The following is a 12,283-nucleotide window of genomic DNA, read 5'->3' as shown; positions in this document are numbered from 1 at the left end:
TATGGCTGCTGGTGTGCAACAAAGCGCGGGTGCGGATCGACGCGCCCGGCGCGGACGTCGTCGCGGCAAGCATCGCCGCGTGATGGCTGAGATCAACATTACCCCCTTCGTGGACGTAATGCTGGTGCTGCTGATCATTTTCATGGTCGCCGCACCCCTGATGGTTGTCGGTGTGCCGGTGGAGCTGTCCAAAACCGCCGCCAAATCGCTGGACGCCCCCGAGGAAGAGCCTTTGGCGATCACCATTACCGAAGAGGGGCAGATTTTCCTGCAAACCACTGAGATTGCTCAGAGCGAGTTGATCACCAAGCTGCGCGCCATTGCGGCTGAGCGCACGGACAACAAGGTCTTTTTGCGCGCCGATGGGCAGGTCGAATGGGACGCGATTGCCAAGGTGATGGGTGCGTTGAACGCGGCGGGCTTCACTTCGATCGGGTTTGTGACCGAAGGTGGCGGGCCAAGTCTGACCGGCACGGACAACTAGGGCAGGGCGTATGCGCAGAGGTCTTTACATCTCGGCATCTGTCCACGGGATCTTGATCCTGTGGGTGCTTTTCGGCGGGGCCTTCAACTGGTCGCGCGACGAAGAGCTTGTGCAGGTGTCCGATGTCTCGATCATCTCGGAAGCTGAATTTGCCGCGTTGAGCGCGCCAAAAGGCGAGGCCGCAACCGAGGGCGACACGCCCCCCGCCCCGCGCCCGACGCCCGAGCCCGCGCCAGAGCCGGCACCTGCGCCAGCGCCGGAGCCTGAACCCGCACCAGCGCCGGAACCGGAGCCGGAACCCGAACCGACGCCTGAACCGGAACCCGAACCGACGCCTGAACCGGAACCCGAAACAGCCCCTCCCGCGCCCGCGCCGCGCGTGGCCCCGACCCCCGCGCCAGAGCCGGAAACACCTGTAGAGGAAGCGCCCGAGGTGGTTGAAGCGCCAGAACCCTCGCCAGAACCGACGCCCGAGCCTCTGCCCGAAGAGGTGACGCCAACCGCGCCGCCTGAGGCCTCGACCGAGATTGTGACCGAAGCCGAAGAGCCGGTGGAAGATCCGTCGCTTGCCCCTGCGACCTCGTCGCGTCCAAAAACGCGTCCCAGCCGCCCTGCACCTGTGGAAACCGCTGAACCGGAAACGCCTGCTGAAACCCCGGCCGAGACTCCGGCGCCTGCCAATACCGCAGCGGCCGTCGCCGCAGCCGTGGCCGACCAAGTTGCCGGTGGTGAAACCGATACGCCTGCGCAAGACGTGCCCGAAGGTCCGCCCCTGACCCGGGGTGAAAAAGACGGGCTGCGTGTGGCTGTCAGCCGCTGCTGGAACCTTGGGTCTTCGTCGACCGATGCCATGACCACTACGGTTGTGGTATTGGTGACAATGAGCCGAGACGGCAAACCCGAGGGGATCAAGATGGCATCATGGGATGGCCCATCCAAAGGCGCCGCCGACACTGCGTTTCAAGCCGCGCGGCGCGCGATCATTCGCTGCGGCGCAAGCGGCTTCGATCTGCCGGCCGAAAAATATGGCCAATGGCAGGAAATTGAAATGACCTTCAACCCGGAAAAGATGAGGATAAAATGACCCTTATCAGGACATTGACCATCGCTTTTGCCACGGGGCTTTCGCTTCTTGGTGCCCCAAACACCAGCCTTGCAGAAGGCCCTTTAAGGATCGAAATCACCGACGGTGTGATCGAACCCTTGCCCTTCGCGATCCCTGATTTTCAGGCCGAAGATGGCGGGGCCAGTGATTACGCCGGTCTGATCGCGCGCGTCGTCGCGGCTGATCTTGCCGGAACGGGGCTGTTTCGTGAAATCCCGGCCGATGCGTTCGTGTCCAACGTGACAAGCTTTGCGAGCCCGGTCGCCTACGCTGACTGGAAGGCAATTAATGCGCAGGCGCTGATCACCGGGGCGGTGTCGACCTCGGGCGATACGATCAACGTCAAGTTCCGGGTGTTTGACGTGTTTTCCGATCAGCCACTGGGTGAGGGCTTGCAGTTTGCAGGCACCGCCGCCTCGTGGCGGCGCATGGCGCACAAGGTGGCCGACATTGTCTATAGCCGGATCACCGGCGAGGGCGGCTATTTCGACAGCCGTGTGGTGTTCGTGTCTGAAAGCGGTCCCAAGAATGCCAAGCGCAAGCGGCTGGCAATCATGGATTACGACGGCGCGAATGTGCAGTATTTGACCGACAGTTCGGCGCTGGTGCTGGCACCGCGCTTCTCGCCAACAGGCGACAAGGTGCTTTATACCAGCTACGAGACAGGGTTCCCGCAGGTCTATGTGCTGGACGTTGCCACGGTGGGGCGGCAGGTGTTGTCGCAACAGCAGGGCACGATGACCTTTGCGCCGCGCTTTTCGCCCGATGGGCGCACGGTTGTCTATTCGCTGTCGGCCGGGGGCAATACGGATATCTATGCGATGGACATCAACGGCAGCAATCCGCGCCGGTTGACCTCGACCCCATCCATCGAAACCGCGCCCAGCTTTTCCCCCGATGGCAGCCAGATCGTCTTTGAAAGTGACAGAAGCGGCAGTCAGCAGCTTTATGTCATGCCCGCAGGCGGAGGAGAGGCCACCCGCATCAGCTTCGGGCAGGGCCGCTATGGCACGCCCGTCTGGTCCCCGCGTGGCGACCTGATCGCGTTTACCAAGCAAAATGCCGGCCGGTTCCATATCGGCGTCATGCGCACGGACGGGTCGGAAGAACGGCTTCTGACGGCCTCGTTCCTGGATGAAGGTCCGACCTGGTCGCCAAATGGGCGGGTGATTATGTTCGCGCGCGAAAGCCAAGGGGCAGCCGGGGCGCCTGCGCTTTATTCCGTTGACATTTCGGGGCGCAATCTGCGTCGTGTGGTGACAGAGGGGGCCGCGTCTGACCCAGCTTGGTCACCGCTTTTGAAATAGGCGCTTTCACGCCCACGGATCGGGGCAGCTTTGGCGCTGTTTTCCGATCCGTTTCCAAATGGTGCGCAAACTGTTAAACTTGCGCCAACGAGCAACAAAACAGCCTGTCACCTGATAATGCAGGCTCAGAATGGACACAGGAACGACCAATGAGAACTTTTGCAATCGCTGCGCTGGTTGTGGGCGCTTTGACACTTTCGGCCTGTTCAAAAAACCGGTTGGACAATGAATATGGCGCAGGTGCGCTGGGTGGGGATTTCGTGGCGGGCAGCCCGTCCGACCCGAAATCACCAGCCTATTTCCAACAGACGATTGGGGATCGCGTGCTGTTTGCCGTGGACCAGTCTTCGCTGAGCGCCGAGGGCATCGAGCTGTTGACCAAACAAGCGGCTTGGCTGATGGAAAACACCGCCTACACCGCCGTGATCGAAGGCCACGCCGACGAACAAGGCACGCGTGAATACAACCTTGCGCTGGGCGCCCGCCGCGCCTCGGCTGTGCAAAACTTCCTGATCGAACGCGGCGTCGCCCCGAACCGGCTGCAAACTGTGAGCTATGGCAAGGAACGGCCGCTTGAGATCTGTTCGGAAGAAAGCTGCTATGCCAAGAACCGCCGCGCTGTGACCGTTCTGGCCGCAGGCAGTTTGGTCAGCTGATCCCCCACCGGACAAGGAGGTTCCCGATGCCGCGTTTTCCCCGGTTAGGTGCCGTCGCACTTAGTCTTTCCATCACGCTTGTCACTCCATCATTCGCTCAGGACCGGGCGCAATCGTTGGCGGATATCCGGCAAGAGCTGACGATGCTTTATGTCGAGATTCAGAAGCTCAAGACCGAACTGTCCACCACGGGGGCTGCATCGGTGCAGGCGGGTGCGGGCGGTCTCAACGAACGCATGGCAACGCTGGAAGGCGAGCTGTCGCGGCTGACCGGCAAGACGGAACAGCTGGAGTTCCGCATCAATTCGATCGTGCAGGATGGCACCAACCGGATCGGTGATCTGGAATTTCGTCTGGTCGAACTTGAAGGCGGCGATGTCAGCAAGCTGAGCGAAACCACGACGCTGGGCGGGGGCGCCGCGCCAACCGCCCCCATCGCGGCCCCAGAGCCCGCCCAACCCCTGACGACCGAACTCGCCGTGTCGGAGAAAGAGGATTTCGATGCCGCCGGTGCGGCGTTGGAAGCGGGCGACTTTGAACAGGCCGCGACCATGTATGAGGCGTTCATTGATGCCTATCCCGGTGGGCCGCTGACCGCCGAGGCGCATTTTCAACGCGGCGAAGCGTTGACCGGTCAGGGCGATGTCAAATCCGCCGCCCGCGCCTATCTGAACGCTTTCTCAGGGGCGCCCAACAGCGACCGTGCCCCAGACGCGCTGTTCCGGTTGGGCAATGCCCTTGGTGCGCTTGGCCAGATTTCAGAAGCCTGCGCGACGCTGACCGAAGTCGGCAAACGTTTCCCCGGCACACCCGCCGTTGAAGATGCGCAGGCCGCACGGATCAGCCTTGGGTGCCAATGACGCTTGAAAAGACACTGGCTGATGCCCTGAACCGGGCCCGCGCGCGCGGGCCCGTTCTGCGTTTGGGGGTGGCGGTGTCTGGCGGAAGCGACAGCATGGCGCTGTTGAACATGGCGCACGGGTGGAGTGCGGCGCAGGGCGTGGCGCTTGGCGCGGCCACCGTCGATCACGGCTTGCGCCCCGAAGCCGAGGCGGAAGCCCGCCGGGTTGCCGATACCTGCGACCGGCTTGGCGTGCCGCACGACATCCTGCGCTGGTCGCCGGATATCACGGGCAATCTGCAACACGCGGCCCGCCATGCACGCTATGACCTGCTGGCGGGTTGGTCCAAGGCGCAGGCGCTGGACGCCGTCGCACTTGGGCACACAGCCGACGATCAGGCCGAGACGTTCTTGATGCGGCTTGCGCGCGGATCGGGTGTGGATGGGCTTTCGCAAATGCGCGACGATTGGGTGGACAGGGGGGTGCGTTGGCTTCGCCCTATTCTTTCGGCTGAACGCGATGCGCTGCGAGGTTGGCTGCAGGACCGCGGGCATGGCTGGGTCGATGACCCCTCGAACGACGATCCGCGCTTTGACCGGGTTCGCGTCCGCCAAGCCATGCAGGATCTTGCGAAACTGGGCCTTGATCGCTCCCGTCTGGTCGAAACGGCGCGCCACATGCGCGAGGCGCGCAGCGCGCTGTCATATTTCGCCCACGAAACTGCCGTGCGCATTGCGCGTGTCGAAGGGGGTGCGGTGCTTTTTGACGCTGTCGCGTTTCGGCAATTGCCGGCTGAAACCCGCCATCGGTTGCTGGCGCACGCCCTTATGTTCGTGTCTTCAACGGTTTATCGGCCGCGCTTTGACGCCCTTTGCGCATTAGAGACCGACGTTCTGTCTGGCACTGCGCGCACCCTTCAGGGCTGCCTGGTGACGTTGCATAAAGATGTGATCGAGGTCGTGCGCGAATACGAGGCGGTGCATAATCAAAGGGCTGAATCTGACGCGCTTTGGGACGGTCGCTGGCGGCTAGAAAGTGCGCAACCTATTGAAAATGCGTGGATTGCGGCGTTGGGGCAGGGGATTTCGGACTGCCCGAACTGGCGGGCGTCAGGGCTGTCGCGCCAGACGGTTTTGGCCTCACCTGCGGTCTGGACCAAGGCCGGTTTGATCGCGGCACCTTTGGCAGAATACGCCAACGGATGGAGCCTTTCGACGGCACCCGAGAAGGAAGATTTCCTTCTGTCCATTTTATCGCATTGAACATACCAAGATCATCCCTATTTTAGAGACAGCGCTGTGCCGTCCGGCTTGCGCCTCGTCGTCATGGCATTCAAAGGAGATCCCCCTTGGGCAACGCGAGAAATTTCGCCTTCTGGATCGTGCTCTTTCTGCTGATCCTGGCCTTGTTCAACCTGTTTTCGAACGGGCAGGCCGGGCTGGCTGCATCGCAGGTCAGCTATTCCGAGTTCGTGGCCGCTGTAGATGGTGACCAGGTCAAGACCGCCACCATTGATGGTGAGCAAGTCGTTTATCAGGGTTCAGATGGCAAGATGTATCAAACCATCGTGCCGCGTGATGCCAAGGTGACCGACCAGTTGATCTCCAAAGGTGTCGAGGTCAAAGCCGAAGCACAACAGCAATCAGGGTTCATGAGCCTCATGTCCTTGCTGCTGCCGGTGATTCTGCTGATCGGTTTCTGGTTCTTCATGATGAACCGGATGCAGGGCCGCGGGGGCGGCGGTGCCATGGGCTTTGGCAAATCCAAGGCCAAGATGCTGACCGAACGCGAAGGTCGTGTGACCTTCGACGACGTGGCGGGCATTGATGAAGCCAAGGAAGAGCTGGAAGAGATCGTGGAATTCCTGCGCAACCCGCAGAAATTCAGCCGCTTGGGCGGGCAGATCCCCAAAGGGGCGCTTCTTGTTGGCCCTCCCGGCACCGGTAAAACGCTGCTGGCCCGTGCCATTGCTGGCGAGGCCGGCGTGCCGTTCTTCACCATCTCCGGCTCTGATTTCGTCGAGATGTTCGTGGGTGTCGGCGCAAGCCGTGTCCGCGATATGTTCGAACAGGCCAAGAAAAACGCGCCCTGCATCGTCTTTATTGACGAGATCGACGCGGTGGGCCGGTCGCGTGGCGCAGGCTATGGCGGTGGCAACGACGAACGCGAACAGACGCTGAACCAGCTTCTGGTCGAAATGGACGGCTTTGAAGCGAACGAGGGTGTGATCATCCTGGCCGCCACCAACCGTCGTGACGTTCTGGACCCAGCACTTCTGCGTCCGGGCCGCTTTGACCGCCAGGTCACCGTGCCAAACCCCGACATCAAAGGTCGCGAGAAGATCCTGGGCGTGCACGCCCGCAAGGTGCCGCTGGGTCCCGACGCCGATATGCGCATCATCGCGCGCGGCACGCCGGGGTTCTCGGGTGCTGATCTGGCAAACCTTGTGAACGAAGCCGCCCTGATGGCCGCGCGCATTGGTCGCCGGTTCGTCACCATGGAAGATTTCGAGAACGCGAAAGACAAGGTGATGATGGGGGCTGAACGCCGCTCGATGGTTCTGACGGACGATCAGAAGGAGAAGACCGCCTATCACGAGGCCGGCCACGCGGTGGTTGGCATGTCGCTGCCGCAGTGCGATCCGGTCTACAAGGCGACGATCATCCCGCGCGGAGGCGCGCTGGGTATGGTTGTATCCCTGCCCGAGATCGACCGCCTGAACTGGCACAAGTCGGAATGCGAAGAAAAGCTGGCCATGACCATGGCGGGCAAGGCAGCCGAGATCATCAAGTATGGCGAAGGAAATGTGTCCAATGGACCTGCGGGTGACATCCAGCAGGCCTCGGGTCTGGCGCGCGCCATGGTGATGCGCTGGGGCATGTCCGAGAAGGTCGGCAATATCGACTATGCCGAGGCGGCCGAAGGATATTCGGGCAACACGGCGGGTTTCTCGGTTTCGGCGCACACCAAAGAGCTGATCGAGGAAGAAGTGAAGCGCTTCATTCAGAACGGCTATGACACGGCCTTCAAGATCTTGTCTGAGAAGAAGGAAGAATGGGAAAACCTTGCCCAAGGCTTGCTGGAGTTTGAGACCCTGACCGGGCCCGAGATCGAGCGCGTCATGAAGGGCGACCCACCGACCAAGGGCGATGACGAGGATGATACCTCGGACGAGGGTGACGCCCCGTCGCTGGCGGCCATTCCCAAAACCAAGCCGCGCGCGAAGCCTTCGGGTGACTCCGGGCTGGAACCCGAGCCGACAACCTAAGAAACGCATGCCAAAAACCCCCGGCCCAGCAATGGCGCCGGGGGGGTTCTTTTGTGACGGGCTTTTCGCGCAAGAACCGGGTCGCTGTCGCCAGATACGTCTGGCAGCAAGGTCAAGAATTGGACCGGGGGAAATGACATTTGACACGAGCGACCGCACCGTCTTTGGACGTCCTTAGTTTTGCGCTGCTTTTTTTGCTGGCCGCCATTTGGGGTGGGTCATTCTTCTTCGCAGAAATCGCTCTGCGCGAGCTGTCGCCCCTGACGATCACCCTTCATCGGGTGTTCTGGGCCACGCCGATCTTGTGGTATGTTGTGCGCGCCAAAGGCATCACGCTGCCAAGATCTCCGCGGATCTGGGGCAGCTATCTGGTGATGGGCGCGTTGAACAACGCGATCCCGTTCACGCTGATATTCTGGGGGCAGCGCGAAATTGAAAGCGGTATGGCGTCCATTCTGAACGCCACGACGGCAGTGTTCGGTGCGGTTGTGGCCGGGCTTTTGTTGAAAGACGAGCCGCTCACCTTGCCCAAACTCACAGGGGCCACGTTGGGTGTCGCCGGGGTTGGCATCATCATGGGGCGCGATGCAATGTCCGATTTCAACCTGACAAATCTGGCGCAGCTTGCGGTGCTGGCAGCCGCCCTGTCCTATGCCTTCGCCAGTGTCTGGGGAAAGACGCAGCTTGCACGACAGCCCCCGTTGATGAATGCGTTGGGTATGGTGGTGGGCAGCGTCGTGTTGATGGTGCCGGTTGTCCTTCTGGTCGATGGGATGCCAAATGTGCATCTGTCGCTGCCGGTCTGGGGGGCGGTGTTTGGCATCGCGGCCCTTTCCACCTCGCTGGCATATGTGCTGTATTTCGCCATCCTTGCGCGGGCGGGCGCGGCCAACCTGATGTTGGTCACGCTGCTGATCCCGCCCTTTGCCATCGCGCTTGGCGTGATGTTTCTTGGGGAAAGTCTGCAAGCCAGCGCCTATCTGGGCTTTGGTGTCATTGCCATTGGGTTTGCAGTGACGGACGGTCGCCTGCTGGCCGTGCTGCACGGTCGTTGGTGAGCCGACGCAAGGTAGCGTCACTGCTTTTGGTTTGCGCCAGCATGTTCTTCCCGTCAGGATAGGCGCAACACAAGACAAGGAGCCTCCATGCCCGCCCTTATCCCCACCGACCACAGGGCCACGATCACGTGGCTTGGCAAGACCGCTGACCGCGACGCGACGCTGACCTCGGTCGCCTGCGATGCGGTCGAGCTGAATTACGAGGGCATCATTGGCGAAGCACGGTCTGGCATCACCCGATCCTCGTGCCCGCGCGTGACCAACCAGTATCCGCTTGATACCGAAATCCGCAATGTCCGACAGATCTCGGTTCTGTCCGCAGAAGAGCTGGCCGAAATCGCAAGCGCGCTGGATTTAGACCAGATCGACCCAGCATGGTTGGGCGCGTCGATGGTGGTCAAGGGGCTGCCTGACTTCACGCACTTGCCGCCCTCGGCGCGACTTCAGGCGGATAACGGCGCGGCATTGGTGGTGGATATGGAAAACCGTCCCTGCAATTACGTCAGCCGCGAATTGGAACGTGTGCGGCCAGGCCACGGCCTTGGTTTCAAGCCTGCCGCCAAGGGCAGACGCGGTGTCACGGTCTGGGTCGAGCATCCGGGCACGCTGAAGCTGGGGGATCAGTTGCGTCTGTATATTCCCGGCCAAAGGGCGTGGCAGCCCAAGGGGTAGCACCGGCGCTTCGCCGTTGACCCAACCAACCTTGGCGCAGAAGGGCCGCCGAGCTTTCCGACGAATTCTGCGGCAAACATGTCGGATTCCACCCTATGGGGGGCCGTCAGTGCAGATATGTATCGAGAAGAAAAGGATCGCGGTATCAACAGGGCTGCGACCTGACCTGAACAAAAGCGCACGAATCTGAAGGATCTGCTATGAGCTATAAATCCGACATCGAAATTGCCCGCGAAGCCAAGAAACGCCCGATCCAAGAAATTGGCGACAAACTGGGTATTCCGACCGAACATCTGCTGCCTTTCGGACATGACAAGGCAAAGGTCAGTCAGGATTTCATCAACTCGGTGCAGGACCGCGAAGATGGCAAGCTGATCCTTGTGACCGCGATCAACCCGACGCCAGCGGGCGAAGGCAAGACGACGACGACCGTGGGTCTGGGCGATGGGCTGAACCGGATTGGCAAAAAAGCGATGGTGTGCATTCGCGAAGCGTCACTTGGGCCGAACTTCGGGATGAAGGGTGGTGCGGCTGGCGGCGGTTACGCGCAGGTCGTGCCGATGGAGGATATGAACCTTCATTTCACCGGCGACTTTCATGCCATCACCTCGGCGCATTCGCTTCTGTCGGCGATGATCGACAACCACATCTATTGGGGCAATGAGCTTGCGATCGACGAACGCCGCGTGGCGTGGCGTCGCGTGGTCGACATGAACGACCGTGCGCTGCGCGACATCGTGGTGTCACTTGGTGGCGTATCGAACGGGTTCCCGCGCCAGACCGGATATGACATCACCGTCGCCTCGGAAGTGATGGCGATCCTGTGTTTGTCCAACAATCTGGAAGACCTGCAAAAGCGTCTGGGCGACATCATCGTGGCCTATACCCGCGAACGCACCCCGATCTATTGCCGCGACATTGGCGCAGACGGCGCGATGACGGTGCTGTTGAAGGACGCGATGCAGCCCAACCTTGTGCAGACGCTGGAAAACAACCCGGCCTTTGTGCATGGCGGCCCGTTTGCCAACATCGCGCATGGCTGTAACTCGGTCATTGCGACGAAAACCGCGATGAAACTGACCGACTATGTCGTGACCGAAGCCGGTTTCGGGGCCGATCTGGGTGCCGAGAAGTTCATGAACATCAAGTGTCGCAAGGCTGGCATTGCGCCGTCTGTCGTGGTGCTGGTTGCCACAGTGCGCGCGATGAAGATGAATGGCGGCGTGGCCAAGGCCGATCTGGGCGCGGAAAACGTCGCGGCTGTTCAGGCTGGCTGCCCGAACCTTGGTCGTCACATCGAGAACCTCAAATCCTTTGGCGTGCCGGTTGTGGTGGCGATCAACCACTTTGTCACGGACACCGATGCCGAGGTGCAGGCGGTGAAGGATTATGTGGATAGCCACGGGTCTGAGGCGATCCTGTCGCGCCATTGGGAACTTGGCTCGGAAGGGTCGGAGGCGCTGGCGCGTCGCGTGGCCGAGGTGGCCGACGCAGATGTCGCCAGCTTCGCGCCGATCTATCCCGACGAGATGCCACTGATGGAGAAAATCGAAACCATCGCCAAGCGCATCTATCGCGCGGACGAGGTTTTGGCCGACAACAAAGTGCGCAACCAGTTGCGCGATTGGGAGGAAGCCGGATATGGCAACCTGCCGGTCTGTATGGCGAAGACGCAATACAGCTTCTCGACCGACCCGACCCTGCGCGGTGCGCCCACCGGCCATTCGGTCCCGGTGCGCGAAGTGCGGCTGTCGGCGGGCGCGGGTTTCATCGTCGTTGTCTGCGGAGAGATCATGACCATGCCGGGCCTGCCGCGCAATCCCGCGGCGCTATCCATCGGTTTGAATGCCGAGGGCGAGATTGAAGGTCTGTTCTGAACAAGGATGGGGCGCGGCGCGGGGCTTACCTGTTGCCGCGCCCCGGCCTGTTCTGATACCGGTCAGCCCAAAGACCCATTTACACGATACAAGGAGAGTGGGCGATGACAGCTCAGATCATTGATGGCAAAGCCTTCGCGGCCACGGTGCGCGAAAAGGTCGCCGCCCATGTGGCGCGGGTGAAAGACGAAAGCGGGATCACACCCGGTCTGGCCGTCGTGCTGGTGGGTGAAGACCCTGCCAGCCAGGTCTATGTCCGCTCGAAAGGGAAACAGACCGTCGAAGTTGGCATGAACAGCTATGAGCACAAGTTGGAGGCGGACACGTCCGAAGCCGACCTTCTGGCGCTGATCGACAAGCTGAACAATGACCCGGCTGTGCACGGTATTCTTGTGCAATTGCCATTGCCCGGCCATCTGAACGAAGATCTCGTCATCAACTCTATCGACCCGGCAAAAGACGTGGACGGGTTCCACATCTCGAATGTCGGCCTGTTGGGCACGGGTCAGAAATCCATGGTGCCCTGCACGCCGCTGGGCTGCCTGATGATGCTGCGCGACCATCACGGGTCGCTGACGGGTCTGGATGCGGTGGTGATTGGCCGGTCCAACATCGTCGGCAAACCGATGGCGCAATTGCTGTTGGGCGACAGCTGCACCGTCACCATCGCGCATAGCCGGACCAAAGACCTGCCCGACGTTGTGGGCCGCGCCGATATCGTCGTGGCCGCCGTCGGTCGCGCCGAGATGGTGCCGGGTGACTGGATCAAACCCGGTGCGACCGTGATTGATGTCGGCATCAACCGCATCGACGCGCCCGAAAAGGGTGAGGGCAAGACCCGCCTTGTGGGCGACGTGCATTTCGAAAGTGCGGCCAAAGTTGCCGGTGCGATTACCCCCGTGCCGGGTGGCGTTGGCCCGATGACGATCGCCTGCCTGCTGGCCAACACGCTGACGGCGTGCTGTCGTGCAAATGGTCTGGTCGAACCCGAAGGCCTGACGGCTTAACACCTGA

At 61.3% G+C, this 12,283-nt stretch carries 11 protein-coding genes; all 11 read left to right on the top strand.

The genetic code is table 11. The features are described 5' to 3' along the window. Position 1 precedes the first annotated feature (1 nt). The 11 genes from ACXYMP_RS08260 (at position 2) to folD (ending at position 12,276) form a co-directional block, all read left to right on the top strand. Positions 2-484, top strand: coding sequence for an ExbD/TolR family protein (locus ACXYMP_RS08260; RefSeq protein ID WP_458905600.1), 483 nt, complete (start codon positions 2-4; stop codon positions 482-484). 10 nt (positions 485-494) lie between these two features. Further along, positions 495-1,568, top strand: coding sequence for a hypothetical protein (locus ACXYMP_RS08255; RefSeq protein ID WP_458905598.1), 1,074 nt, complete (start codon positions 495-497; stop codon positions 1,566-1,568). Continuing rightward, positions 1,565-2,896, top strand: coding sequence for a Tol-Pal system beta propeller repeat protein TolB (tolB, locus tag ACXYMP_RS08250; RefSeq protein ID WP_298565732.1), 1,332 nt, complete (start codon positions 1,565-1,567; stop codon positions 2,894-2,896). Before ACXYMP_RS08255 ends, tolB begins: the two co-directional genes overlap by 4 nt. A gap of 149 nt (positions 2,897-3,045) precedes the next feature. Continuing rightward, on the top strand, positions 3,046-3,552 hold the full coding sequence (pal, locus tag ACXYMP_RS08245) for a peptidoglycan-associated lipoprotein Pal (RefSeq protein ID WP_458905596.1): 507 nt from the start codon (positions 3,046-3,048) through the stop codon (positions 3,550-3,552). A gap of 26 nt (positions 3,553-3,578) precedes the next feature. Continuing rightward, the gene (ybgF, locus tag ACXYMP_RS08240) at positions 3,579-4,412 is read left to right on the top strand and encodes a tol-pal system protein YbgF (RefSeq protein WP_458905594.1); all 834 of its coding nucleotides are present in this window, start codon (positions 3,579-3,581) and stop codon (positions 4,410-4,412) included. After that, complete coding sequence (gene tilS, locus ACXYMP_RS08235) at positions 4,409-5,656, top strand: tRNA lysidine(34) synthetase TilS (RefSeq protein WP_458905592.1); 1,248 nt, start codon at positions 4,409-4,411, stop codon at positions 5,654-5,656. The genes ybgF and tilS overlap by 4 nt, the downstream gene beginning before the upstream one ends. 86 nt (positions 5,657-5,742) lie before the next feature. Further along, entirely contained in the window at positions 5,743-7,662 is a 1,920-nt protein-coding gene (ftsH, locus tag ACXYMP_RS08230) for an ATP-dependent zinc metalloprotease FtsH (protein ID WP_298565738.1), read from the top strand. Between the two features lie 140 nt (positions 7,663-7,802). Next, on the top strand, positions 7,803-8,720 hold the full coding sequence (locus tag ACXYMP_RS08225; RefSeq protein WP_298565740.1) for a DMT family transporter: 918 nt from the start codon (positions 7,803-7,805) through the stop codon (positions 8,718-8,720). Between the two features lie 87 nt (positions 8,721-8,807). Beyond that, positions 8,808-9,392 carry an MOSC domain-containing protein gene (locus ACXYMP_RS08220; protein ID WP_298565742.1) on the top strand — a complete coding sequence of 195 codons (585 nt, stop codon included), beginning with the start codon at positions 8,808-8,810 and terminating at the stop codon, positions 9,390-9,392. A 200-nt stretch (positions 9,393-9,592) separates the two neighbouring features. Continuing rightward, positions 9,593-11,269 (top strand): formate--tetrahydrofolate ligase, encoded by a 1,677-nt coding sequence (locus ACXYMP_RS08215; RefSeq protein WP_458905589.1) that lies wholly within the window; start codon positions 9,593-9,595, stop codon positions 11,267-11,269. Positions 11,270-11,373: 104 nt separating this feature from the next. Further along, positions 11,374-12,276: a bifunctional methylenetetrahydrofolate dehydrogenase/methenyltetrahydrofolate cyclohydrolase FolD gene (gene folD / locus ACXYMP_RS08210; protein WP_298565746.1), complete on the top strand. Its 903-nt coding sequence runs from the start codon at positions 11,374-11,376 to the stop codon at positions 12,274-12,276. The last annotated feature ends 7 nt before the right edge of the window (positions 12,277-12,283 follow it).

The sequence above is a fragment of the Aliiroseovarius sp. CAU 1755 genome, from assembly GCF_054482655.1.
The sequence above is the reverse complement of the archived record's forward strand: the minus strand, read 5'-3'. Positions and strand labels throughout refer to the sequence as shown.

Coding starts and splice junctions, on each gene's coding strand:
- ACXYMP_RS08260 (WP_458905600.1), top strand. CDS start 2: ATGGCTGCTGGTGTGCAACAAAGCGCGGGTGCGGATCGACGCGCCCGG.
- ACXYMP_RS08255 (WP_458905598.1), top strand. CDS start 495: ATGCGCAGAGGTCTTTACATCTCGGCATCTGTCCACGGGATCTTGATC.
- tolB (WP_298565732.1), top strand. CDS start 1,565: ATGACCCTTATCAGGACATTGACCATCGCTTTTGCCACGGGGCTTTCG.
- pal (WP_458905596.1), top strand. CDS start 3,046: ATGAGAACTTTTGCAATCGCTGCGCTGGTTGTGGGCGCTTTGACACTT.
- ybgF (WP_458905594.1), top strand. CDS start 3,579: ATGCCGCGTTTTCCCCGGTTAGGTGCCGTCGCACTTAGTCTTTCCATC.
- tilS (WP_458905592.1), top strand. CDS start 4,409: ATGACGCTTGAAAAGACACTGGCTGATGCCCTGAACCGGGCCCGCGCG.
- ACXYMP_RS08220 (WP_298565742.1), top strand. CDS start 8,808: ATGCCCGCCCTTATCCCCACCGACCACAGGGCCACGATCACGTGGCTT.
- ACXYMP_RS08215 (WP_458905589.1), top strand. CDS start 9,593: ATGAGCTATAAATCCGACATCGAAATTGCCCGCGAAGCCAAGAAACGC.
- folD (WP_298565746.1), top strand. CDS start 11,374: ATGACAGCTCAGATCATTGATGGCAAAGCCTTCGCGGCCACGGTGCGC.